At 66.2% G+C, this 23,564-nt stretch carries 23 protein-coding genes and 4 tRNA genes; 13 read left to right on the forward strand and 14 right to left on the reverse strand.

Annotation, left to right across the window (positions count from 1 at the left end; genetic code table 11):
- Positions 1-4: 4 nt before the first annotated feature.
- The 9 genes from ACLSSQ_RS02470 to ACLSSQ_RS02510 all read right to left on the reverse strand — a co-directional run bounded on the left by ACLSSQ_RS02470 (position 5) and on the right by ACLSSQ_RS02510 (position 7,319).
- The gene (locus ACLSSQ_RS02470) at positions 5-1,240 is read right to left on the reverse strand and encodes a glycosyltransferase family 4 protein (protein ID WP_130459903.1); all 1,236 of its coding nucleotides are present in this window, start codon (positions 1,238-1,240) and stop codon (positions 5-7) included.
- A gap of 82 nt (positions 1,241-1,322) precedes the next feature.
- Entirely contained in the window at positions 1,323-1,709 is a 387-nt protein-coding gene (locus tag ACLSSQ_RS02475) for a diacylglycerol kinase (RefSeq protein WP_014235507.1), read from the reverse strand.
- 96 nt (positions 1,710-1,805) lie between these two features.
- A complete protein-coding gene (locus ACLSSQ_RS02480) occupies positions 1,806-2,798 on the reverse strand; it encodes a DUF3426 domain-containing protein (protein ID WP_416243712.1) in 993 nt (330 codons plus the stop codon).
- Positions 2,795-3,682, reverse strand: coding sequence for a 50S ribosomal protein L11 methyltransferase (prmA, locus tag ACLSSQ_RS02485; protein WP_014235505.1), 888 nt, complete (start codon positions 3,680-3,682; stop codon positions 2,795-2,797). The genes ACLSSQ_RS02480 and prmA overlap by 4 nt, the downstream gene beginning before the upstream one ends.
- Before the next feature lie 6 nt (positions 3,683-3,688).
- Positions 3,689-5,056 carry an acetyl-CoA carboxylase biotin carboxylase subunit gene (gene accC, locus ACLSSQ_RS02490; protein WP_014235504.1) on the reverse strand — a complete coding sequence of 456 codons (1,368 nt, stop codon included), beginning with the start codon at positions 5,054-5,056 and terminating at the stop codon, positions 3,689-3,691.
- A 12-nt stretch (positions 5,057-5,068) separates the two neighbouring features.
- A complete protein-coding gene (accB, locus tag ACLSSQ_RS02495) occupies positions 5,069-5,518 on the reverse strand; it encodes an acetyl-CoA carboxylase biotin carboxyl carrier protein (RefSeq protein WP_130459907.1) in 450 nt (149 codons plus the stop codon).
- Positions 5,519-5,606: 88 nt separating this feature from the next.
- Positions 5,607-6,107 (reverse strand): type II 3-dehydroquinate dehydratase, encoded by a 501-nt coding sequence (gene aroQ, locus ACLSSQ_RS02500; protein WP_014235502.1) that lies wholly within the window; start codon positions 6,105-6,107, stop codon positions 5,607-5,609.
- A 55-nt stretch (positions 6,108-6,162) separates the two neighbouring features.
- On the reverse strand, positions 6,163-6,711 hold the full coding sequence (locus ACLSSQ_RS02505) for a TlpA family protein disulfide reductase (protein ID WP_014235501.1): 549 nt from the start codon (positions 6,709-6,711) through the stop codon (positions 6,163-6,165).
- A complete protein-coding gene (locus ACLSSQ_RS02510; protein ID WP_416243713.1) occupies positions 6,708-7,319 on the reverse strand; it encodes a hypothetical protein in 612 nt (203 codons plus the stop codon). Before ACLSSQ_RS02510 ends, ACLSSQ_RS02505 begins: the two co-directional genes overlap by 4 nt.
- Before the next feature lie 52 nt (positions 7,320-7,371).
- On the opposite strand from ACLSSQ_RS02510, the gene mpl reads away from it, so the two are divergent.
- Complete coding sequence (gene mpl / locus ACLSSQ_RS02515) at positions 7,372-8,721, forward strand: UDP-N-acetylmuramate:L-alanyl-gamma-D-glutamyl-meso-diaminopimelate ligase (RefSeq protein WP_287875197.1); 1,350 nt, start codon at positions 7,372-7,374, stop codon at positions 8,719-8,721.
- 96 nt (positions 8,722-8,817) lie between these two features.
- On the opposite strand, the gene ACLSSQ_RS02520 is transcribed toward mpl, so the two are convergent.
- On the reverse strand, positions 8,818-9,330 hold the full coding sequence (locus ACLSSQ_RS02520) for a PhaM family polyhydroxyalkanoate granule multifunctional regulatory protein (RefSeq protein ID WP_205229791.1): 513 nt from the start codon (positions 9,328-9,330) through the stop codon (positions 8,818-8,820).
- Between the two features lie 123 nt (positions 9,331-9,453).
- Between ACLSSQ_RS02520 and ACLSSQ_RS02525 the strand changes: the two genes are divergently transcribed.
- Entirely contained in the window at positions 9,454-10,104 is a 651-nt protein-coding gene (locus tag ACLSSQ_RS02525) for a response regulator (protein WP_014235497.1), read from the forward strand.
- A gap of 1 nt (position 10,105) precedes the next feature.
- Here ACLSSQ_RS02525 and ACLSSQ_RS02530 read toward each other — a convergent pair whose 3' ends face one another.
- The 4 genes from ACLSSQ_RS02530 to ACLSSQ_RS02545 form a co-directional block, all read right to left on the reverse strand.
- Positions 10,106-12,010, reverse strand: a complete 1,905-nt coding sequence (locus tag ACLSSQ_RS02530; protein ID WP_416243714.1) for an ATP-binding protein — start codon at positions 12,008-12,010, stop codon at positions 10,106-10,108.
- 40 nt (positions 12,011-12,050) lie between these two features.
- Positions 12,051-12,863, reverse strand: coding sequence for a class I SAM-dependent methyltransferase (locus ACLSSQ_RS02535; protein ID WP_416243715.1), 813 nt, complete (start codon positions 12,861-12,863; stop codon positions 12,051-12,053).
- A 213-nt stretch (positions 12,864-13,076) separates the two neighbouring features.
- Complete coding sequence (locus tag ACLSSQ_RS02540) at positions 13,077-16,628, reverse strand: indolepyruvate ferredoxin oxidoreductase family protein (protein ID WP_416243716.1); 3,552 nt, start codon at positions 16,626-16,628, stop codon at positions 13,077-13,079.
- A 257-nt stretch (positions 16,629-16,885) separates the two neighbouring features.
- Positions 16,886-18,283: an FAD-binding oxidoreductase gene (locus ACLSSQ_RS02545; protein WP_416243717.1), complete on the reverse strand. Its 1,398-nt coding sequence runs from the start codon at positions 18,281-18,283 to the stop codon at positions 16,886-16,888.
- A gap of 172 nt (positions 18,284-18,455) precedes the next feature.
- On the opposite strand from ACLSSQ_RS02545, the gene ACLSSQ_RS02550 reads away from it, so the two are divergent.
- The 11 genes from ACLSSQ_RS02550 to rplL all read left to right on the forward strand — a co-directional run bounded on the left by ACLSSQ_RS02550 (position 18,456) and on the right by rplL (position 23,499).
- Positions 18,456-18,540: transfer RNA gene (locus ACLSSQ_RS02550), tRNA-Tyr, on the forward strand.
- A gap of 64 nt (positions 18,541-18,604) precedes the next feature.
- A tRNA-Gly gene (locus ACLSSQ_RS02555) sits at positions 18,605-18,678 on the forward strand.
- 26 nt (positions 18,679-18,704) lie between these two features.
- Positions 18,705-18,779: transfer RNA gene (locus tag ACLSSQ_RS02560), tRNA-Thr, on the forward strand.
- A 49-nt stretch (positions 18,780-18,828) separates the two neighbouring features.
- On the forward strand, positions 18,829-20,019 hold the full coding sequence (gene tuf / locus ACLSSQ_RS02565) for an elongation factor Tu (protein ID WP_014235481.1): 1,191 nt from the start codon (positions 18,829-18,831) through the stop codon (positions 20,017-20,019).
- Positions 20,020-20,080: 61 nt separating this feature from the next.
- Positions 20,081-20,156: transfer RNA gene (locus ACLSSQ_RS02570), tRNA-Trp, on the forward strand.
- A 20-nt stretch (positions 20,157-20,176) separates the two neighbouring features.
- Positions 20,177-20,530 carry a preprotein translocase subunit SecE gene (gene secE, locus ACLSSQ_RS02575; protein WP_014235492.1) on the forward strand — a complete coding sequence of 118 codons (354 nt, stop codon included), beginning with the start codon at positions 20,177-20,179 and terminating at the stop codon, positions 20,528-20,530.
- Positions 20,527-21,060 carry a transcription termination/antitermination protein NusG gene (gene nusG, locus ACLSSQ_RS02580; protein ID WP_014235491.1) on the forward strand — a complete coding sequence of 178 codons (534 nt, stop codon included), beginning with the start codon at positions 20,527-20,529 and terminating at the stop codon, positions 21,058-21,060. Before secE ends, nusG begins: the two co-directional genes overlap by 4 nt.
- 127 nt (positions 21,061-21,187) lie before the next feature.
- A complete protein-coding gene (rplK, locus tag ACLSSQ_RS02585; protein ID WP_014235490.1) occupies positions 21,188-21,619 on the forward strand; it encodes a 50S ribosomal protein L11 in 432 nt (143 codons plus the stop codon).
- A gap of 1 nt (position 21,620) precedes the next feature.
- Entirely contained in the window at positions 21,621-22,316 is a 696-nt protein-coding gene (gene rplA / locus ACLSSQ_RS02590) for a 50S ribosomal protein L1 (protein ID WP_014235489.1), read from the forward strand.
- Between the two features lie 255 nt (positions 22,317-22,571).
- Positions 22,572-23,075 carry a 50S ribosomal protein L10 gene (gene rplJ, locus ACLSSQ_RS02595; RefSeq protein WP_014235488.1) on the forward strand — a complete coding sequence of 168 codons (504 nt, stop codon included), beginning with the start codon at positions 22,572-22,574 and terminating at the stop codon, positions 23,073-23,075.
- 49 nt (positions 23,076-23,124) lie between these two features.
- Positions 23,125-23,499 carry a 50S ribosomal protein L7/L12 gene (gene rplL / locus ACLSSQ_RS02600; protein WP_014235487.1) on the forward strand — a complete coding sequence of 125 codons (375 nt, stop codon included), beginning with the start codon at positions 23,125-23,127 and terminating at the stop codon, positions 23,497-23,499.
- Positions 23,500-23,564 lie beyond the last annotated feature (65 nt).

Below are 23,564 nucleotides of genomic sequence, written 5' to 3' on the forward strand. Positions count from 1 at the left end.
GGCCCTAGTCCGGCGCCATGACGATGGCGGTGGCGGCCTGGTAGCGGCGCTCGTGGCTGCGCACGGCCTGGCCGAGGGCGGCGGCGAAGGCGTCGTGGATGTGCTCCCAGTCGTTGCCCACCACGCTCATGCGGGCGTGGTTGCGTAGCACCCGGAGGGTATTGGGTTCGGCCGCCTCCCGGGCCGCGGCGACGAAGGCGGTCGCGTCGCCGGCCGGGGCCAGCAGGCCGTTGCGGCCGGGCACGATCAGTTCCGAGGCCGCCGCGTAGTCGTAGGCCACCACCGGCAGGCCGGAGGCCAGGGCCTCCTGGGTGACGTTGCCGAAGGTCTCGGTGAGGCTGGGGAAGAGGAACAGGTCGCCGGAGGCGTAGTGGCTGGCCAGGTCGGACCCGCTGCGCATGCCGGCGAAGACGTGCTGCGGATGGCGGGCCTGCAGCCCCGCCCGCACCGGGCCGTCGCCGACGAAGACCAGGCGCGCCTCCGGCTGGCGGGCCTGGATGGCGGCGAAGGCCTCCAGCACCAGATTGAGGTTTTTCTCCGGCGCCATGCGGCCCACGGACAGCACCACCAGGCTGTTGTCGGTGGCGCCCCAGGAGCGGCGCAGTTCGGCGGAGCGGCGCTCCGGGTGGAACAGGGCGGTATCCACGCCCCGGGCCACCACCTGCAGGTTGTCGTAGCCGTTGTCGCCCAGCTCCCGGGCCAGCTGCCCGGTGGGGACAAAGGTGGCGTCGGTCTTGTTGTGGAAGCGGCGCAGGTAGGCGGCGATGGGGCGCTTCAGCCAGCCCATGCCGTAGTGGTGGCTGTAGGCGTGGAAGTTGGTGTGGAAGTCGGAGGTGACGGGCAGGCGCAGCTTGCGGGCGGCGGCGATGGCGGAGCTGCCCAGGGGGCCTTCGGTCACCACATGCACCACATCCGGCCGCTGCAGGGACCACAGGCGGGTGAGGGCGCGCTTGGCGGGCAGGCCCAGCTTGAGGCCGGCATAGCTGGGGATGGGCACGCCGGCGGCCAGCACCTCCTCCAGGGCGTGGCCGCTGGCCGGGCGCTCCTGGGCGTGCTGGCGGGGCCGCACCAGCTGGATGCGGTGGCCGCGGCGGATCAGTCCGTCCACCATGCGGCTCAGGGTCATGGCCACGCCATTGACTTCCGGCGGGTAGGTTTCCGTCACCACGGCGATGCGCAGCTGGGGCTGGCTGGGCGCGTAGTCGTGGACGCAGAGCGGGGGCAGGTCGTCTTCGTGCATGGAGCCCATGCTGGCGACCAATGGTGACTTTTGTGTGACCGTTCGATGAAGTTTCGCTGACGTTGGCGGCAGGTGGCCATGCCTAGTCCAGCAGCACGAGGCTCCACACGGCGGCCACGTTGGCCAGGGAAATGAGTACGGCGGCGCTGCCGATGTCCTTGGCCCGCTTGGCGAGGCGGTGGTTTTCCAGGGAGATACGGTCCACCGTGGCTTCCACCGCCGAGTTGAGCAGTTCCACCACCAGCACCAGCAGCACGCTGCCGATCATCAGGGCCTTGCCGATGCCGCTGCCGGGAAGCAGCACCGCCACGGGGATGAGCAGCACGGCCAGCCACACCTCCTGGCGGAAGGCATCCTCATGGCGGTAGGCGGCACGCAGGCCGTCGATGGAGTAGTGCAGGGCGTTCCACAGGCGGGTGAGGCCGGTCTTGCCCTTGAACGGGCTTTCATTTTGGGAGTCGTGGCTCATGGGGTCGGGGCGCGGGGATGAAAAAAAGCCCTTCCGCCTGGAAGGGCCGAACATTCCGAACGCCACAGAGCCTACCGTGGCCGTGTTACCGGGGGATTACGGGTAGAAGACGTAGAGACGGTAGCCCGAGGGCACCAGATCCTTGGCCTCGATCCACAGCTTGACGGGGATTTCGCCGTTGGCCTGGAAGCCGGCGGGGGCGGCGGTGCCGGTGAGATAGTCGGCGGGCTGCAGGACGCGGCGGGAGACCACCGCATCCTGGGTGTCGGTGAGGGCCAGTTCCAGGGCCGGCAGGTCCTGCACGTAGGGCGCCCGGTTCTTCAGGGTGGCCATCAGGATGAGCTGGCCCTTGGCGGCGTCAGCCTGCAGGTCGGAGGCTTCGATGCTCACCAGCTCGGCCTTGCGCGGCAGGGGAATGTCCCAGCCGGCGGCGAGCATGAGGGGCTGCAGGGAGGGCAGGGCGATGGCCAGGTCGCTGCGGAAGCGGTGGGCCATCTGGCCGAGGAGGGCGGAGAAGAGGATCAGGATGGCCAGCAGGAAAGGCCAGCGGGGCTTGCGCGCCGGTTCGGCCATGAGGGCGCCGCCACCGGCCAGGGGGCGCTCGGCCCACTTGCTGTAGCCGGGAATGGCGGTGGTTTCCCGGGGCAGGATCGGGTCTTCCGGGTCATGGGCCAGGTCGGCCGGCGCGGCGCCGGCGTCGGCCAGCACCGGCGCATCGCTCGGCTCCTCGATGGCGGAGGCGTCCAGGATCGGCTCCTGGCGGTCGTCTTCGAGTGTGTCAGGCTGGGAGTCAGGAGTGTCGCCGTTCTCCGGTACGGCCGCCTGGAGATCGGCTTCCACTGCGCCTTCTGGCGCAGCGCCCGTTGCAGTTTCAGATGCCGCCTCGCCCGCATCCACCGGGCCGGCCGGTGGCGTGGCGGGGCGCAGGGTGGCGGTTTCCTCGCCGCCTTCGTCCAGCAGGTGCTCCAGGGCATTGAAGACGTGCTGGCACTGGCCGCAGCGGACCTTGCCGCCCCGGGCCTTGAGCTGTTCCGGCGTGACCCGGAAGGTCGTCTGGCACTCAGGTTGGGGGCAGCGGGTGAGGATCATATGCGGCGGCCTTCCAGGCAGACCCAGCCTTCCCGGCGGTCGGCCACGGCCATGGCGAACCAGGGGCTGTAGATGGCCATCAGTTCCTCTTCCTGTTCCACCAGGATGCCGGACAGGGCCAGCCAGCCGCCGGGGCGGACGTGGGCAGCCAGGGCCGGGGCCAGGGCCTTGAGCGGGTTGGCCAGGATGTTGGCGATGAGGATGTCGAACTGGCCGTCGATGGGCTCGCGGGAATCGGCGAAGTGGGCGCTGACACCGTTACGCTCGGCATTGGCCTTGGCCGCATCCACCGCCTGGGGATCAATGTCCACCCCGGTCACCGGGTTGGCGCCGAGACGGGCGGCGGCGATGGCCAGGATGCCGGAGCCGCAGCCGTAGTCGAGCAGGCTGCAATCGGCGGTGACGTAGCGCTCCAGCCATTCCAGGCAGAGCCGGGTGGTGGGGTGGGAGCCGGTGCCGAAGGCCATGCCCGGGTCCAGGATCAGGTTGATGGCGTCCGGGGCCGGGGTCTCGTGCCAGGAGGGCACGATCCACAGCTTGTCGGAGACGCGGATGGGGTCGAACTGGGACTGGGTCAGCTGCACCCAGTTCTGCTCCTCCACCGTTTCCAGGGTGAAGGGGGGCGTCGGCAGACCCAGCCCGGCGCAGCAGGCGGCAAGCACCGCCCCCGCGTCCGCATCGGCCTCGAACAGGGCGGCGATGCGGGAATGGTCCCAGGCCGCCGCGATGTCCATGCCCGGTTCGCCGAACTGGGGCGTCTCTTCCGGCGTGCCCGCATCCGCATCCTCGATGCCGGCGGAGAGGGCCCCCGCCTCCATCAGGGCGTCGGTGAGGGCTTCGGCGCTGGCAGCGTCGGTGTCGCAGCGGAGCTGGAGCCAGGCCATCGGCGCTTAGCCTTCCACCGACTTCACTTCGTTCTTGGCGGCCAGCTTGTGCTCCAGGTAGTGGATGCTGGTGCCGCCTTCGACGAAGCGGGCGTCCTGCATCAGTTCCTGATGCAGCGGGATGTTGGTCTTGATGCCCTGCACCACGGTCTCGGAAAGGGCGATGCGCATGCGGCGGATGGCCTGTTCCCGGGTGTCGCCGAAGGTGATGATCTTGCCGATCATGGAATCGTAGTGGGGCGGCACCTTGTAGCCGGAATAGGCATGGGAATCCACGCGCACGCCGGGGCCGCCGGGCGGGTGCCACCAGCTGATGGTGCCGGGAGAGGGCACGAAGGTGAAGGGATCTTCGGCGTTCACGCGGCATTCGATGGCGTGGCCGCGGAACTGGATGTCCCGCTGCTTGAAGCGCAGCTTCTCGCCGGCGGCGATGCGGATCTGTTCCTGGACGATGTCGATGCCGGTGATCAGTTCGGTCACCGGATGCTCCACCTGAACCCGGGTGTTCATCTCGATGAAGTAGAACTCGCCGTTCTCGTAGAGGAACTCGAAGGTGCCGGCGCCGCGATAGCCGATGCGGCGGCAGGCTTCGGCGCAGCGCTCGCCGACCCGGGCGATGAGGCGGGCGGGGATGCCGGGAGCCGGCGCTTCCTCGATCACCTTCTGGTGGCGGCGCTGCATGGAGCAGTCCCGCTCGCCCAGGTAGACGGCGTTCTTGAACTCGTCGGCCAGCACCTGGATTTCCACGTGGCGCGGGTTCTCCAGGAACTTCTCCATGTACACCATGGGGTTGCCGAAAGCGGTCTGGGCTTCCTGGCGGGTCATGGCCACGGCGTTGATGAGGGCGGCTTCGGTATGCACCACGCGCATGCCGCGACCGCCGCCGCCGCCGGCAGCCTTGATGATCACCGGGTAGCCGACGGCGCGGCCGATCTTGATGATTTCCTTGGGGTCTTCCGGCAGGGCGCCATCGGAGCCGGGCACGCAGGGCACGCCCGCAGCCTTCATGGCGTCCTTGGCGGAAACCTTGTCGCCCATGAGGCGGATGGTTTCGGCCCGGGGGCCGATGAAGACGAAGCCGGAGGATTCGACCCGCTCGGCGAAGTCCGCATTTTCGGAGAGGAAGCCGTAGCCCGGGTGAATGGCCTGGGCATCGGTGACCTCGGCGGCGGAGATGATGGCCGGGATGTTGAGGTAGCTGAGGGCGGAGGAGGCCGGGCCGATGCAGACGGATTCGTCCGCCAGCTTCACATACTTGGCTTCCCGGTCGGCTTCGGAGTGCACCACCACGGTCTTGATGCCCAGCTCACGGCAGGCCCGCTGGACCCGCAGGGCGATCTCGCCCCGGTTGGCGATGAGGATTTTCTCGAACATGGAGAAAACTCCTTAGCCGATGACGAACAGGGGTTCGCCGAATTCAACCGGTTCGCCGTTGTCCAGCAGGATGGCCTTGATGGTGCCGGAAGCGTCGGCTTCGATCTCGTTGAGCAGCTTCATGGCTTCGATGATGCACAGGGTGTCGCCCTGCTTGACGGTCTGGCCCACCTGCACGAAGGGCTCGGCGCCGGGGGAGGAGGCGCGGTAGAAGGTGCCGACCATGGGCGACTTGACCACGTGGCCTTCCGGCAGGTCGTCGGTGTCGTCCAGGTTCACGCTGCTGGGGGCCGGTGCGGCAGCCGGGGCGGCGGCGGGCACGGCGTAGGTCATGGGCTGGCCCACGGGGGCGGCGACATGCTTGGCAATGCGGACTTTTTCTTCGCCTTCGGTGACCTCCAGCTCGGAGATGCCGGATTCCTGTACCAGGTCGATGAGTTTTTTGAGTTTACGCAGATCCATTGAATTCTCCCTCGAAAATCCGCCCTATTGAGTTGGCGGTGGAAGTAGCTAGATGTGAAAAACCGGAAACCGGGTCTGGCGTGGCAGCTCAGTCGGCGTTGAGTCGGCTCAGCAGGAACTCCAGGGCCAGGGAATATCCCTCGGACCCCAGACCGCTGATGACCCCGATCGCCAGATCGGAAAAATAGGAGTGGTGCCGGAACGGCTCCCGGGCGAAGACATTGGAGAGATGCACTTCGACGAAGGGGATGCCGACCGCGGCCAGGGCGTCCCGCAGCGCAACGCTGGTATGGGTGTAGGCCGCCGGGTTGATGAGGATGAAGCGTACTCCCTGCTCCCGGGCCGCATGGATGCGTTCGATCAGGGCGCCTTCATGGTTGCTTTGGAAAGCTTCCAGTTCGACGCCGGCAGATTCGGCGCGCACGGCCAGAGCCCGGTTGATGTCGGCCAGGGTGGTGCTCCCGTAAATCTGGGGCTCCCGGGTGCCGAGCAGGTTCAGGTTGGGGCCGTGCAGGACCAGCAGGCGCGGCGGAATGGTTTGTTCTGCCTGGGTCTTGCCCTTGGCGGAAGATGAAGTTTGCTTCTTCATGGCAGCAAGTTTGCCGCAATTCGCGACAGTTTGTCCAGTTTGCCTCTTTCGAAAGTCATAGCAGGGGTTGCAGGATGGCTGCCAGTTCGGCGCCGTTGAGTCCGCCCAGGCGTACGTGGCGGGCCTGGCCCTGGCGGTCCAGCACCAGGGTGAAGGGCAGGCCGCCCCGGCTGTTGCCCAGATTTTTCAGGTTGCCCACGGCTTCCGGGGTGGCGATCAGCAGGGGGTAGGCGGTTGGCTGCTTGGCGGCGAATTCCTGCACGCTGTCGGCAGAATCCAGGGCAATGCCGATAAATTGCACCCCCTTGCTCCCCAGCTCCTGCTGCAGGCGGGAAAACTCGGGCATTTCCTCCCGGCAGGGCGGGCACCAGGTGGCCCAGTAATTGATGACCCGCACCTGCCCGGACCACTGGGCCAGGGCCTGGGGTTTGCCGTCAGCCGTCGGCAGCTGCAGTTGCAGGAGCTGCCGTACGGCCTTCGCCGGCGGTTCGGGGGTAAAGGCCGGGTGCTCGCCCCGGCCGAAATAGAGGCCGGCGGCGAAGGCTGTGGCGGCCAGGCCGATGGCCAGGGCCAGGCGCATTAACAAGGGGCGTGTCGGTTTCATGGATTTGCCGGTAGCAGGGCGCGCACGGCTTCCAGGCGGGCCCGCTCCCGCAGGCGGCCGTCCCGGCCGCGGTAGGCGGTGCGTTCGTCCTGGGGCGGGTAGATCACCAGATTGATGGTGTCCCCTTCCATATCCAGTTGCAGCACCGCATCCACCCGGTCGTGGCGGGGCGTGGTGTGTTCAAAGGGGATTTGCCGGTTGAGGAGGAATATCTCCACCTCCTTGGCGCTGTCCGGGTAGAGCAGAATGTCCACCTCGGCGTAGCGGCCGGCGCTGCCGTCCAGGACGGAACCGGTGAGATAGGGGTGAAATGGCGTCATGATCTCCATCATTTCTGCCGCTTTTCCCCGTAGTTCGTCGATCCGTTCCTTCTGTTCCCGCTCCTGGTAGAGGGCCTGGTAGGCCCGCAGCTCGCTTTCCACCTCGGCATTGGTGGGCAGGGCGTCCGTATCCGGGCTGCCCAGCTGCCGGGCTGCCTTGCGCTTGGCCAATGGGTAGTCGGCGATGCCGTCTTCCGCCATGAGGCGGGCGGCGGTGCTGGCGATGAGCTGGCGCAGGTGGGCGTTGCGGGAGGCCTGGGCATCGGCACGGCGAGAGGATGGCTTCATGGCAGACCCCGGCTGTTAGAATCAGGCCTCATTCTAACCGGCGGAATATTGCATGCATATTCACATTCTCGGCATCTGCGGCACCTTCATGGGCGGTATCGCCCTGCTGGCCCGGGCTGCCGGCCATCGCGTCACCGGCTGCGATGCCAATGTCTATCCGCCCATGAGCACCCAGCTGGAGGCTCAGGGCATCGAACTGACCGAGGGCTACGATGCTGGCCAGATCGCCGTCGATCCCGACATTTTTGTCGTCGGTAACGCCATTTCCCGTGGCAATCCGCTGCTCGAGGCCATTCTCGACCAGGGGCTGCCCTATGTGTCCGGCCCCCAGTGGCTGGCCGAGCATGTGCTGCAAGGCAAGTGGGTCCTGGGCGTGGCCGGCACCCACGGCAAGACCACCACCAGTTCCATGCTGGCCTGGATTCTCGAGTGCGCCGGCCTCAACCCGGGCTTTCTCATCGGCGGCGTGCCCCAGAATTTCGGCCTGTCGGCCCGCCTCACCGACCTGCCTTTCTTCGTCATCGAGGCGGATGAATACGATACGGCCTTCTGCGACAAGCGCTCCAAGTTCATCCACTACCGGCCGCGGACGGTCGTGCTGAACAACCTTGAGTTCGATCATGCCGACATTTTTGCCGATCTGGCGGCGATCGAGACCCAATTTCACCATCTGGTGCGCACCATGCCCCGTTCCGGCCTGGTGGTGGCCAATGCCCGGGAGGAAAGCTTGCAGCGGGTGCTGGCCCGGGGCTGCTGGTCTGGGGTGGAGTGGTTCGGCGGCGACAGCTGGTCCGCCATCGGCGACGACGGCGACGGTTCTCTGGTCCTGCTGCAGGATGGCCGGGAAGTGGCCCGCACCACCTGGGGCCTGACCGGCGAGCACAACCGGCAGAACGCCGTGGCCGCCATCCTGGCTGCCCGTCACGTGGGGGTGCGGCCCGAGGACGGCCTGCAGGCCCTGTCCTCCTTCCAGAATGTGAAGCGGCGCATGGAAGTGCGGGGCACGGTGCGCGACATCACGGTGCTGGACGATTTCGCCCACCATCCGACCGCCATCGCCACCACCGTGGCCGGCCTGCGGCACAAGCTGGGCAAAGGCTCCGGCCGCATCCTGGCGGTGCTGGAGCCCCGCTCCAACACCATGAAACTGGGCGTGATGAAGGACCGGCTGGCTGGCAGCCTGGTGGATGCGGATCTGGTCTTCTGCTATTCCCGGGATCTGGGCTGGGATGCGGCTGCCGCCCTGGCATCCCTGGGCGAGCGGGCCGTGGTGCTGGACGACCTGGAGGGGCTGGTGGCCCGCATCGCCGCCGCCGCCAGGCCGGGAGACCAGGTGCTGGTGATGAGCAATGGCGGCTTCGGCGGTATCCACCAGAAGCTGCTGACGGCCCTGGCTGCCTGAGCGTTGCCGTCGCGCCGCCTCGTCGTGCCGCCTATTTCGCTGCCAATAAAAAGCCCGGGCTAGTCCCGGGTTTTTTATTGGTGCTGTTGCCAGAAGTTACTGGGTTTTCTTGCTGCGGCTGCCGGCGGCAGGCTTTTTTGGCTTGGCTGCCGTCTTGGCGGCAGCCTTTGCCTTGGGCGGTTCGGCCGGGGCTTCCGGCTGGGCGGCCTGCTGTTGCTGCAGGTGTTCCTGTACCTGGTTCATCATGTTCCAGGGCCACATGGCAGCCTGGGAAAAAGCGCTGGCCGCGGCTTCGGCGGCGGCGCCGGCGGCTTCGGCCGTGCCCGAGGTGTCCTGGGCCATTTCCTCCCGCTGCTGGGCGGCCATGGCTCCCATGGTCTTTACGGCGGTGAGGGTGGAGTGCTGCATTTCCATGCCCTGGATGGTCATCTGCAGCATGGACAGGTTCATGCGCAGCCAGCCTTCCACTGCCTTCAGGTCGGTGATCTGCTTTTGCAGCTCGTCCGTGTCCAGGGTGGGGGTGACCATGCCGGGGAGGGAGAAGCCCATATTGCCCCACATGTTCTTGACGAAATCCAGGGGATCGTTGCTTCCGTTGTTGAGGCTCATGGTGGGTCTCCTTTGTTGGCGCCGTATCCTGCCATAGTAGCGAATATTTTCTGCGCCGGAATAGCCGGGAGTCCGCCGGAGTGCTAAATTAGCGCCAAAACAACAACGTCATCCCATAACCCTATGCTCAATTTGCTCGTCATCGAAGACCACGCGCTCGTCAGGGAGGGCCTGGTTCGCGTACTGCGTCAGCTGGAAGCGGAGGTGACCGTCTTCGAGGCTGGCGATTGCCATTCCGCCCTCGCCGTGCTGGAAAAGGAAGCGGACCTGGATCTGGTGCTGCTGGACATCGCCCTGCCGGGGCTTGATGGCCTGGCCTGCCTGGACCTCTTCCGCAGCCGCTTCCCCGCCGTTCCGGTGGTGGTCGTTTCCGCCTACGACGATGCCCATACGGTGAACCGGGCGCTCAAGCACGGCGCCCTGGGCTTCATTCCCAAGGCCTATTCCACCGAGAAGCTGGTGGCGGCGGTGCGGCAGGTGTTGGGCGGCAGCATTCACAAGCCGGAGCAGACCATGCCGGTGAACCTGGGGGCCGAACTGGCGCCCACGCCGGCGGTGCAGGAAGCGCCCGCTTCCGAATTCGGTCTGACCGAGCGTCAGGCCGAGGTGCTGGGGCTGATGACCAAGGGCAAGTCCAACCGGGACATCGCCAATCTGCTGGGCCTCTCCGAAGGCACGGTGAAAATCCACATCACCGCCATTTTCAAGGCCCTCGGCGTTTCCAGCCGGACCCAGGCCCTGGTGGCCGTCAGCCGCCTGGGCATCAAGGTCTGACCTAGGCGTTTTCCGTCTTTTCCAGTTCGCCGGCCAGGCGCTGCAGCAAGGCACGCAGCTTGGCCGGTCGCGCCGGGTGGGGCAGGCTGAACCAGCCCCCGTCCGCCATGCCCTCCTGTTCTTCCCCGCCGATGATCACGGCCGGGCGCTCCGGCGCCAGGGCCAGCACTTCGCGCAAGGTCGTGCCGTTGCCCGGCGCTAGCCAGAGGAAGGGGCCTTCGCTGCCGGCGGCCATCTCGGCCAGCAGGGCCTGGGCCGCGGCGGCCGATTCCACCCGACGGCAGCGCAGGCCCCAGTCCCGCAGCCAGGCCTCCAGCTGTTCGGCGCTTTCGGCCATGAAGCCCGGGCCGTAGGCCAGCAGGGCGGCCAGAGGCGGGCGTTGTTCCAGTTCGGCGGCGGGCGTCTCCGCCACGGCCGCGCAGGCCGGCAGCTGGACTGCGAACACCGAGCCCTGGCCCAGGGCGGAGCGCAGATCCAGGGGGGCCTCCATGGCCTTGGCCAGCCGGTCCACGATGGCCAGGCCCAGGCCCAGGCCCTTGCCCTGGCCCCGTTCCGCATTGCCGACCTGGACGAATTCCTCGAACACGGCCCGCTGAAACTCGGGGGCGATGCCGTCGCCGCTGTCCCTTACCTCGACCCGCCAGGCCTGGCCCCGGCGGCGGGCGGCGACCAGAATGCTGCCCCGCTCGGTGTAGCGCAGGGCATTGGTGATGAGGTTGCCCAGCAGCCGTTCCACCAGGGCCGGGTCCGTATGGGCCCAGGCCCGGGTGGGGCGGAAGCGCAGGCGCAGCCCCCGGTTCTCCGCTTCCCGGGCATAGGTCTGCTGCAGCTTGTCGAAGATGGCCTGCAGGGGCGTGGCCAGGGGCTGGGGATTGACCCCGGCCACATCCAGGCGGGAGATATTGAGCAGGGCGTCCAGCAGTTCCGACATGCTGCGGATGGAGGTGCCGATCTGGCCGGCCAGCTTTTCCTGGTCCGGGCCCCGGGCGTGGTTCTTCAGGTCGGAGGCGAACAGGTTGAGGGCGTGCAGGGGTTGCCGCAGGTCGTGGCTGGCGGCAGCCAGGAAGCGGGACTTGGCCAGGCTTGAGCGCTCCGCCTCGGCCCGCTTGCGTTCCAGTTCCCGGGTGGCGTCGGCGATCTTGCCTTCCAGGTTGTCCCGGGCTTCCTGCAGGGCCTGGGCCATGGTGTTGAAGCCTTCCTCCAGGCGCTGCAGGTCGCCGCCGCTGTCGGCGGGCAGCTGCAGGTTGAGCTGGCCGGCGCGGATGCGCTCCACTGCCTTTTCCAGGCGCACGATGGGGCGGCTCACCTGGCGCGTCAGGATCATGGCCAGCAGACTGGTGGCGGCCACGGTCAGCAGCACCAGGGTCAGGGTGAAGGCGATGGTTTCCTGGCGGCGGGTCTCCAGGGACTGGCGGGACATTTCCACCACCACCCAGCCGAGCAGGGGCGGCGGCTCAGGGCGGCCGGCTACCGGGGACTCGGCGAGGAAGGGGTCCTGGATGTCGAAGCGGTGGCGCAGCACCGGCGCGGCGATGCGCAGATGGTCTTCATCCTCGTGGATGACGTCGCTCTGGGTCGGGCTCGGCAGGGGCGAGAGGGGCGCCGGCAGGGCGCCGCTGGCCGCCAGGGCCTCGCCCTCCTGGTCGTAGACCTCGACGCTGTTCACGTGGGCTTCCTCCAGGGCGGCCAGGGCCACGCTGCCCAGGGTCTGGCGGTCGCCGGAGTAGGTGCTGTACTCGGCGATGGCCGCCAGCTGCCGGGCCAGGCCCAGGCCCCGGTCCCGCAGGTCCCGGTCCAGGTCGGAGAGCAGGGCGAGGACGAAGTAGACGCTGAGGGCGCCGGCCACCGCCACGGCGGGGGCCAGGGCGAGCAGGAGGATGCGGGTCTGGATGCCCCAGTTTTTCAAGATGGCGGCTGCTGTCGGTAGGAAGGTTGATGACGTTAGGCTAGGCCGGATTGTCCCCGGATGCGTCTTCCGCGGCAACTGCGGCGGCCAGCTGGGTGCGCAGGCTTTCCGGGGTGTAGCAGTAGAGGCGGGTGCGGCGGCGGTCGCCCACTTCGATGATGCGATCCGCCTCGGCCCAGGGCACGGGGAAGCTGTTGCTCACCAGCAGGCCGTCGGCCGGCAGTTCCGCGGCGGCCTTCTGGCCCAGCCAGTCCATGGGTTCGGGGGAAAGGAAGGTGTACACCAGGTCGTGGCCGGCCAGGTCGGTGCGCCACATGTCGCCGTAGCCCAGGGCGGCATTGGCCTGGCCGGAGAGGCGCAGGCGGCCCAGCAGCCAGGTGAGGGGGGCGTTCTCCAGGCCATCCACCCGGACTTCGGGCAGGGCCCGGGCCAGGGGCGCCTGCAGGCTGCCGATGCCGGCCCCCAGGTCCAGGATGCGCCGGCTGCCCCGTTCCCGGGCCAGGTCGGCCAGGGCGGCCGCCGTTTCCCGGTTGGAGAGGTAGAGCGGCACCTGGCCGGAGACGGCGCCCCGGTACACCAGCAGCATGAGGATGAAGGCCAGCAGGAACCAGCCCGGGGCAATGTCGAGCTGGGCCACGGCCCAGGCCAGGGGAGCGAAGCAGGCGTGGATCAGGCGCCACCACCAGGCCTGGCGGCTGAGGGTGGCGAAGACCAGGGCGGTGGCACCGATGGCCAGGGCCACCTGATCCCAGGGCAGCAGCTCGGCCTTCATGCCGTAATAGGGCCAGGCCAGGGACAGCACCAGGAGGACGGCAGCGAACTGGAGGGCGAGTTGGCGGGAGGAAGCGGGCACGGCGGAGCCTGAAAAAAAGCGGGTCGGTCATTGTAACCGACCCGCCGTTCCGGCCCGGACGGGCTCGCCGGCCTCGGACCTCAGACCTCAGACCTCAGACCTCGGACCTCAGACCTCAGACCTCAGACCTCAGACCTCAGACCTCAGACCTCAGACCTCAGACCTCAGACCTCAGACCTCAGACCTCAGACCTCAGACCTCAGACCTCAGACCTCAGACCGCCGGTGCCGCTTCGCCCCCTTCCAGTTGCCGCAGCAGCTCCTGGTGCTGCTGCCGGGCTTTCTCGGCGCTGGCGGCCTTGACGTGGCCGTAGCCGCGCACGCTTTCCGGCAGCCGCGCCAGTTCCAGCAGGGCCGGGTGGGCGCTGCCGGCGGCCAGGGCCTCCAGAATGCGCTCCAGGTCTGCCTCGTAGCCGGCCTGCAACGCCCGTTCCATGCGCCTCTCGGCGGTATGGCCGAAAACGTCCAGGGCCGTGCCGCGCAGGAACTTGAGGCGGGCCAGCAGCTTCAGGGCGCCGAGCATCCAGGGGCCGTACTGCCGCTTGCGGATCTGGCCGCTACGCGGGTCCGGCCTGGCCCACAGGGGCGGGGCCAGGTGCACATGCACCGCGTAGTCCTTGCCCGGTTCGCCGGCGAAGGTCTGGCGCAGACGAGCGAAGAACTCGGGCCGGGTATGCAGGCGCGCCACTTCGTACTCGTCCTTGATGGCCAGAACCTTGAAGTAGTTGCGGGCGGCGGCCAGGGTCACCGGCAGGGCCGGGTCCAGGGGCGCCTCGGCCTGGCGCAGGGCTTCGATGCGCTGGCGGTAGCGGCGGGCCAGGGCGGCGTCCTGGTAGTCCGTCAGTTCCTGTTCCCGCAGGGCCAGCACTTCCTCCAGGGCGGCGTCAGGCCGGGGCGGCGGCGTGTCGGCGGCAGGCGTTGCCAGCTGGCGTACCCGGGCCTCGTCCACGGCGGCGCGGCGGCCCCAGTCGAGGGCCTGGAGATTGGCCGCCACGGCGGTGCCGTTGAGCTCGATGGCCCGGCCCAGGGCCGGCAGGCTCACCGGCACCAGGCCTTTCTGCCAGGCGTAGCCGAGGAGGAACATGTTGGTATACAGGGCGTCGCCCATGAGGGCCGTGGCCAGGGCCTGGGCGTCGAGGAACCAGGCGTGGTCGGCGCCCACGGTAGCGGCCACCGTCTGCTGCATGCGGGCCAGGGGGAACTGCCAGTCCGGGTTGCGGGTGAATTCGGCGGTGGGGGTTTCCGTGCAGTTCACCACGGCCCGGGTGCGCCCTTCCAGCATCTTGGACAGGGCCTCGTTGCCTGCCGTCACCACCACGTCGCCGCCCAGGATGGCGTCCGCCTCGCCGGTGGCGATGCGGGCGGCGTGGATGTCCTCCGGCCGGTCGGCGAAGCGCAGGTGGGTGAACACGGCGCCGTACTTCTGGGCCAGACCGGTCATGTCCAGCACCGAGACGCCCTTGCCGTCCAGGTGGGCGGCCATGCCGATAAGGGCGCCCAGGGTCACCACGCCGGTGCCGCCGACCCCTGTCACCAGCAGGTTGTAGGGCCGCGCCGTGGGCGGCAGCACGGGCTCGGGCAGGGGCGGCCAGTCCTGTGCGTCCATGGCCAGGGCCTGGCCCTTCTTCAGCTTCGCCCCTTCCAGGGTGACGAAGGAGGGGCAGAAGCCCTTGAGGCAGGAGAAATCCTTGTTGCAGTTGGACTGGTCGATGGCCCGCTTGCGCCCGAAATCGGTTTCCACCGGGATGACCGAGAGGCAGTTGGACTGCACCGAGCAGTCGCCGCAGCCCTCGCACACCGCCTCGTTGATGAAGACCCGGCGGTCCACGTCGGCCAGCTTGCCCCGCTTGCGGCGGCGCCGCTTTTCCGTGGCGCAGGTCTGGTCGTAGATGAGGATGGTGGTGCCGGGAATTTCCCGTAGTTCCCGCTGCACCGCGTCCAGTTCGTCCCGGTGGCGCACCGGCACGTTGGGCGCCAGGTCCGTCACCTCGGCGTATTTCTCCGGCTCGTCGGTGACGATCACCATCCGGCCCACCCCTTCGGCCTCAAGTTGGCGGGTGATGCGGGGCACGGAGAGGATGCCGTCCACCGGCTGGCCGCCGGTCATGGCCACGGCGTCGTTGTAGAGGATCTTGTAGGTGATGTTGGTTTTGGCCGCCACCGACTGGCGGATGGCCAGCAGGCCGGAGTGGAAGTAGGTGCCGTCCCCCAGGTTGGCGAAGATGTGTTTTTCTTCGGTGAAGGGCGCCTGGCCGACCCAGGTGACGCCCTCGCCGCCCATGTGGGTGAAGGTGGAGGTGCTGCGGTCCATCCAGGTCACCATGTAGTGGCAGCCGATGCCGGCCACGGCCCGGGAGCCTTCCGGCACCCGGGTGGAGGTGTTGTGGGGGCAGCCGGAGCAGAAGTGGGGCGTGCGCCGGGTGAGGATCAGGGGCGTCTGCAGGGCCTTCTGCTTGGCCTCGATGAGGTCCAGGCGGGCCTTGATGGCCGGGCTGGTGAAGTGGCGCTCGATGCGGCTGGCGATGGCCCGGGCGATCTGGGCCACGGACAGTTCGCCGGCTGCCGGCAGCAGCCAGTCGCCGTGGGCCAGATGGCCCTTGCCGTCGGGCAGCAGGGCCCATTCGCCCTTCTCGTCGAACTTGCCCACCACCCGGGGCCGCACGTCCTCGCGCCAGTTGTAGAGCTCTTCCTTCAACTGGTATTCCAGCATCTGGCGCTTCTCTTCCACCACCAGGATTTCGTCCAGCCCCTCGGCAAACTGGCGCACCCCTTCCGATTCCAGGGGCCAGACCATGCCCACCTTGTAGAGGCGGATGCCGATCTGGGCGGCCAGCTGCTGGTCGATGCCCAGCTCGTCCAGGGCCTGCATCACGTCCAGATAGGACTTGCCGGCGGTGATGATGCCCAGGCGTGGCGCCGGGGAGTCGATGACGATGCGGTTGAGCCGGTTGGCCCGGGCGTAGGCGAGGGCGGCGTAGAGCTTGAAGTGGGTGAGGCGGGCCTCCTGCACCAAAGGCGGGTCGGGCCAGCGGATGTTGAGGCCGTCGGCCGGCAGTTCGAAATCTTCCGGCAGGCGGATGTCCAGGGCCATGGGGTCCACCCACACCGAGGCCGAGGTTTCCACCGTGTCCGCCAGGGCCTTGAAGGCCACCCAGCAGCCCGAATAGCGGCTCATGGTCCAGCCGTGCAGGCCGTATTCCAGGTACTCCTGGACGTTGGCCGGATACAGCACCGGCATCATCACCGCCTTGAAGACGTGCTCGGTCTGGTGGGGCAGGGTGGAGGACTTGGCGGCGTGGTCGTCGCCGGCCACTACCAGCACGCCGCCGTGCCGGGAGCTGCCGGCGGCGTTGGCGTGGCGGAAGACGTCGCCGCTGCGGTCCACCCCCGGGCCCTTGCCGTACCACAGGGCAAACACCCCGTCGTACTTGGCGCCGGGGAAGAGATTGACCTGCTGGCTGCCCCAGACGGCGGTGGCGGCCAGGTCCTCATTGACCCCGGGCTGGAAGGTGATGTGGTTTTCCGCCAGATATTTCTGGGCTTTCCACAGGCCCTGGTCCAGGCCGCCGAGAGGGCTGCCCCGGTAGCCGGAAATGAAGCCGGCAGTATTGAGCCCCTGGGCCTGATCCCGCAGCCGCTGCAGCATGGGCAGGCGGATCAGGGCCTGGGTGCCGGTGAGAAAGGCGCGGCCGGAAAGGGTGGTGTACTTGTCGTCCAGGCTGGCGGACGCCAGCTCCTTGGGGACGTGCAAAGAGAGATCGCTCATGCGATTTGCTCCTCCATTGGTCGCCGGCGTCTCGCCTTCATCCCGTTTGCGGGCGGGCAGGATCGCGTTGGCAGGTTGGTCTGTCCGGTCGCTGCCTTGTGGGCTGTGCCGGTCTTGTCATGCGTCGCGGGTGGGCGACGCAGGCATTGTATGGGACCGCGGAGGGCGCGTAACGTTGCGTTGCAGCAGGCGCGGCGCGCAACGGCAGATGCAATGAAAAAGGGCGCCGCAGCGCCCTTGGTGGGGGAGGTGGCGCCTCAGGCCTGGGGCGGCAGGATCTTGCCCGGGTTCATCAGGTTGAGGGGGTCCAGGGCAGTCTTCAGGGTGCGCATCAGGGCCACGCCGTCTTCCCCGTGCTCCTGCAGCAGGTAGTGCTGCTTGCCCAGGCCGATGCCGTGTTCGCCGGTGCAGGTGCCTTCCATGGCGATGGCCCGCTCCACCACGCGCTGGCTGATCCATTCGCCCTCGGCCATTTCCTTGGGGTTGTCCGTATCCACCAGCACCACCAGATGGAAGTTACCGTCGCCCACGTGGCCGAAGAGGGCGATGGGCAGGGAAACCTGGGCGATGTCCTCATTGGTGGCGTGGATGCATTCGGCCAGACGGGAGATGGGGACGCAGACGTCGGTGGGGAAGCAGCGGGCACCGGGCTTGAGCTGCAGGCAGGCGAAATAGGCGTCGTGGCGGGCCTGCCACAGGCGGCTGCGGTCCTCCTGACGGGTGGCCCACTGGAAGTCCTGGCCGCCGTTGCCCTGGGCGATCTCCTGGGTCAGTTCGGCCTGCTCCTGGACGCTGCTGTCGCTGCCGTGGAATTCGAAGAACAGGGTCGGTGCTTCCGGCAGGGTGGTCTTGGAATAGCGGTTGATGGCCTGAAGGGTGAGGGCGTCCAGCAGTTCCACCCGGGCCACCGGCACGCCCAGCTGGATGGTCTGGATCACCGTGTCCACGGCGGCATCCACCGAGGGAAAGGCGCAAACGGCGGCGGACATAGCTTCCGGAATGGGGTACAGCTTCACCGTCAGCTCGGTGATGATGCCCAGGGTGCCCTCGGAGCCGACGAAAAGGCGGGTCAGGTCGTAGCCGGCGGAGGACTTGCGGGCCCGGCTGCCGGTGCGGACGATTTTGCCCTCGGGGGTGACCACGGTCAGACTCAGCACGTTTTCCCGCATGGTGCCGTAGCGCACGGCATTGGTGCCGGAGGCCCGGGTGGCGGCCATGCCGCCCAGGGTGGCGTCGGCGCCCGGGTCGATGGGGAAGAACAGGCCGGTGCCCTTGAGTTCGTCGTTCAGCTGCTTGCGGGTGACGCCGGCTTGGACGGTGACGTCCAGGTCCTCGGCATGGATGGACAGCACCCGGTTCATGCCGGACAGGTCGATGCTGATGCCGCCGTGCACCGCCAGCACGTGGCCTTCGACGGAACTGCCGACCCCGTAGGGAATGACGGGTACGCGATATTCGCGGCAGAGGCGGACGACGGCTGCCACTTCCTCGGTGCTTTCGGCGAACACCACGCCGTCGGGCAGCATGGGCTCGTGCTTGGATTCATCGCGGCCATGCTGCAGGCGCACGGATTCGCCCTGGGAGTAACGGGTGCCGAACTGCTGGCGCAGGGCTTCAACGAGGGCGGCGGGCAGGGGCACGGAGGCTGTGGTCATAGGTAATGTGGGGGCTTGAGCAAAGGCGGCATTCTAGGCCCAGAGGGGCGGGAAGCGAATTCGTACAAATCGGGCTGGACGTATGGGAATCTTTTGCTATAATGCGCCCTCGCTTCGCGATGCAGGGCTTGACACGGGCAACCGGCATAGCCATAATTCGCGGCTTCGTTTTGGAGGAGTTCCCGAGCGGTCAAAGGGATCAGACTGTAAATCTGACGGCTCTGCCTTCGAAGGTTCGAATCCTTCCTCCTCCACCAAGTTTTTGTTGCGGTTAGCGATGTCCGGTTCTGAAGTTTGGGCGTCGTGGGTGAAAAATCGAACGCGGGTGTAGCTCAATGGTAGAGCTGAAGCCTTCCAAGCTTAAGACGAGGGTTCGATTCCCTTCACCCGCTCCACTCCGCACGGTTGGTTGAAAGCGGATGCCCATGTAGCTCAGTGGCAGAGCACTCCCTTGGTAAGGGAGAGGTCGGCAGTTCAATCCTGCCCATGGGCACCACTGATTGCCCCGAAGTTTTTTTTACATTTTCTAAATTCGAGGTACCGCAATGGCCAAGGAAAAGTTTGAACGTACGAAGCCGCACGTTAATGTGGGCACCATCGGTCACGTTGACCACGGTAAGACCACGCTGACTGCTGCTATCACCACCATTCTGTCCAAGAAGTTCGGTGGCGAAGCCAAGGCTTACGACCAGATCGACGCTGCGCCCGAAGAAAAGGCCCGCGGTATCACCATCAACACCGCCCACGTCGAATACGAAACCGCCACCCGTCACTACGCTCACGTGGATTGCCCGGGTCACGCCGACTACGTGAAGAATATGATTACCGGTGCCGCCCAGATGGACGGCGCCATTCTGGTCTGTTCTGCCGCTGACGGCCCCATGCCCCAGACCCGCGAGCACATCCTGCTGGCCCGTCAGGTGGGCGTGCCCTACATCATCGTGTTCCTGAACAAGTGCGACATGGTGGACGACGCCGAACTGCTGGAACTGGTCGAAATGGAAGTGCGCGAGCTGCTCTCCAAGTACGACTTCCCCGGCGACGACATTCCCATCGTCAAGGGCTCCGCCCTGAAGGCTCTGGAAGGTGACCAGTCCGACATCGGCGAACCCGCCATCCTGGCCCTGGCCGACGCTCTGGACAGCTACATCCCCACCCCCGAGCGGGCTGTGGACAAGCCCTTCCTGCTGCCCATCGAAGACGTGTTCTCCATCTCCGGCCGCGGCACCGTGGTGACCGGTCGTGTCGAGCGCGGCATCGTCAAGGTCGGCGAAGAAATCGAAATCGTGGGTATCAAGCCCACCACCAAGACCACCTGCACCGGCGTGGAAATGTTCCGCAAGCTGCTGGACCAGGGTCAGGCTGGTGACAACGTGGGCGTGCTGCTGCGTGGCACCAAGCGTGAAGAAGTCGAGCGCGGCCAAGTGCTGGCCAAGCCCGGTTCCATCACCCCCCACACCCACTTCACTGGCGAAGTGTATGTTCTGTCCAAGGACGAAGGTGGTCGTCACACCCCGTTCTTCAACAACTACCGTCCCCAGTTCTACTTCCGGACCACTGACGTGACCGGCGCCATCTCCCTGCCCGAAGGCGTGGAAATGGTCATGCCTGGTGACAACATTCAGATGACCGTGAAGCTGATCGCCCCGATCGCCATGGAAGAAGGTCTGCGCTTCGCTATCCGCGAAGGCGGCCGTACCGTCGGCGCCGGTGTGGTTGCCAAGATCATCGAGTAATTTTTACTCGGTTTAAGTAAAAGCGTCCCGACCCTCGGGGCGCTTTTGTAGTCTCTGCTGCAGGGGCGTAGCTCAATTGGCAGAGCGTCGGTCTCCAAAACCGAAGGTTGGGGGTTCGAGACCCTCCGCCCCTGCCATCCAATAAGACGCGAGATACATGGCCGACAAGATCAAGTTTGCGCTGGCGCTTCTGTTGCTTGCCGCTGGCGTGGCCGGCTTTTATGTCCTCTCCGAGCAGGCAATGATCCTGCGCGTTCTGGTGGTTCTGGTTGGTCTGGTTGCGGCTGCTGCCGTGGCCTGGAAAACCGAGCCCGGAATGCGCTTTTTCATTTTCGGCCGGGAGGCTGTTGCCGAATCCAAAAAGGTTGTCTGGCCGAGCCGCAAGGAAACGTTGCAGACGACCGGCGTGGTATTCGTCTTCATGGTCGTCATGGCCATCTTTCTCTGGCTGACGGACAAGAGTCTGGAATGGCTCCTCTATGATGTGGTCCTGGGTTGGAAAAAATCATGAGCAAACGCTGGTATGTAGTTCACGCCTATTCCGGTTTTGAGAAGAGCGTGCAGCGTGCCCTGGTGGATCGCATCCAGCGCGCTGGCATGGAAGACATGTTTGGTCGCATCCTCGTTCCCGTCGAAGAAGTCGTGGAAATGAAGGGCGGCCAAAAGAGCATTTCCGAACGCAAGTTCTTCCCCGGCTACGTGCTGGTGGAAATGGAAATGAACGACGACACTTGGCACCTGGTGAAGAACACTTCCAAGGTCACCGGTTTCGTCGGCGGCACCGCCACCAAGCCCACCCCCATTTCCGAGAAGGAAGTGGACAAGATCATGCAGCAGATGCAGGAAGGGGTGGAAAAGCCCCGTCCCAAGACGCTGTTCGAGATCGGCGAAGTGGTGCGGGTCAAGGAAGGTCCGTTCACCGACTTCCACGGCTCCGTCGAGGACGTCAATTACGAGAAGAGCAAGCTGCGTGTCTCCGTGACCATCTTCGGTCGCGCCACGCCGGTGGAGCTGGAGTTCGGCCAGGTCGAGAAGTCCTGAGTCGTTTCGCTTCGCCAAGAATTCAGCAGGACGGGGGCCGGAACCCGCCAATTCCGAGCAAGAGGAGCGTCAGTAGGCGGCGTCAGCCGCCCAACCCGCGCTAATACTCATCCAGTTAGGAGCCATCATGGCAAAGAAAATCATCGGCTTTATCAAGCTGCAAGTGCCGGCCGGCAAGGCGAATCCGTCGCCCCCCATCGGCCCCGCCCTGGGCCAACGCGGTCTCAACATCATGGAGTTCTGCAAGGCCTTCAATGCCCAGACCCAAGGTGTGGAACCCGGTCTGCCCATCCCCGTGGTGATCACCGCTTTCGCGGACAAGTCCTTCACCTTCGTGATGAAGACTCCCCCGGCCACCATTCTGATCAAGAAGGCCGCCGGCATTCAAAAGGGCTCCGCTAAGCCCCATACCGACAAGGTTGGCAAGATCACCCGCGCCCAGTGCGAGGACATTGCCAAGGCCAAGTCTCCCGATCTGACCGCTGCCGACCTGGAAGCAGCTGTTCGCACCATCGCCGGCTCCGCCCGGTCCATGGGCATCACGGTGGAGGGTCTGTAACATGGCAAAGCTGACCAAGAAGCAAAAGGCCCTGCAGGGCAAGATCGACCGCAACAAGGCTTATGCCGTTGCCCAAGCCCTGACCCTGGCCAAGGAAACCGCCACCGCCAAGTTCGATGAATCCATCGACGTGGCCGTGAACCTGGGTATCGACGCGCGCAAGTCCGACCAGCTGGTTCGTGGCTCCGTGGTACTGCCCGCCGGTACCGGCAAGAGCGTTCGCGTCGCCGTGTTCGCCCAGGGCGACAAGGCCGAGGCTGCCAAGGCTGCCGGCGCCGACGTGGTCGGTTTCGACGACCTGGCCGAACAGGTCAAGGGCGGCAACCTGAATTTCGACGTGGTCATCGCCACTCCCGACGCCATGCGCGTCGTCGGCGCCCTGGGTCAGATTCTGGGCCCCCGCGGCCTGATGCCGAACCCCAAGGTCGGCACCGTGACCATGGATGTGGCTACCGCCGTGAAGAACGCCAAGGCCGGTCAGGTTCAGTACCGTACCGACAAGGGCGGCATCATCCACGCCACCATCGGCCGTGCTTCCTTCCCGGTTGAAAAGCTGGAAGAGAACCTGAAGGCCCTGATCGATGCGCTGAACAAGGCCAAGCCCGCTTCCTCCAAGGGCCAGTACCTGCGCAAGGTCGCCGTGTCCAGCACCATGGGCCCCGGCGTGCGCGTGGACCAGGCCACCCTGGTCGCCTAAGGCATTTCGCAGCAAAAAGAACTTTGGGCCGTGGCCTCTCCCTCCGGGGTGGGGCCGCGGATCGTCAAAGACCGCAGGTGCCGCCGGGAAGTTCTCTTCCCGGTAGCTTAAGTTCCGCGAGGGGCCTGCGCAGACGGTGTTCCCGAAACAGGATTTTGGCCGGTTTCCGGCATGATTCCCTGATTCAGGTCGCCGTGGGTGCGGCGGATTCGGCTTCCGAGCCGCCGTGTTTAGACTTGAAAGGAGGAAAGACCTATGGGTCTCAATCTTAATGACAAGAAAGCCGTCGTGGCAGAGGTGTCGGCACAGGTAGCCAACGCCCAGACCATCGTCGTGGCTGAGTACCGCGGTATCGAGGTGGGCGATCTCACCGTGCTGCGGAAAAAGGCCCGCGAATCTGGTGTTTACCTGCGTGTGCTGAAGAACACCCTGGTGCGTCGTGCGGTGGCTGACACCGCCTTCGCCGGCCTGGCTGAGCACATGGTTGGTCCGCTGATTTACAGCGTTTCCGCTGACCCTGTTGCCGCTGCCAAGGTCCTCAACGACTTTGCCAAGACCAACGACAAGCTGGTGCTGAAGGCTGGCTCTTACGCCGGTAAGGTGATGGACAAGGCTGGCGTGCAAGCCCTGGCTTCCATCCCGAGCCGCGATGAGCTGCTGGCCAAGCTGCTGGGCGTGATGAAGGCTCCCGTGTCCGGCTTTGCCGTGGCCATGGGCGCTCTCGCCAAGAAGCGCGAAGCCGAAGGCGCTGCTGCCTGATCGGCCTGTCGAACACTTGCATATCCGATTTGAATTAGGAGTTATCTAAATGGCTATTACCAAAGAAGACATCCTGGAAGCCGTCGGTTCCATGACCGTTATGGACCTGAACGACCTGGTCAAGGCTTTCGAAGAGAAGTTTGGCGTTTCCGCTGCCGCTATGGCCGTGGCCGCTCCCGGCGCTGCCGCCGGTGGCGCTGCTGCTGAAGAGCAGACCGAGTTCACCGTGGTCCTGGCTGCTGCCGGCGACAAGAAGGTTGAAGTCATCAAGGTCGTCCGCGCTGCTACCGGCCTGGGCCTGAAGGAAGCCAAGGACGTCGTCGACGGCGCTCCCAAGGCAGTGAAGGAAGGCATCTCCAAGGCTGACGCTGAAGCCCTGAAGAAGCAGCTGGAAGAAGCTGGCGCCAAGGTCGAAGTCAAGTAAATTCGACTCGCTTGCCATGGGCTGGCGGCATTTTTGCCGCCAGCCCATTTGTACTTTTCTGAAAC

This window comes from Azospira sp. APE16 (assembly GCF_047901315.1).
In the GTDB taxonomy this organism is placed as follows: Bacteria; Pseudomonadota; Gammaproteobacteria; order Burkholderiales; family Rhodocyclaceae; genus Azospira; species Azospira oryzae.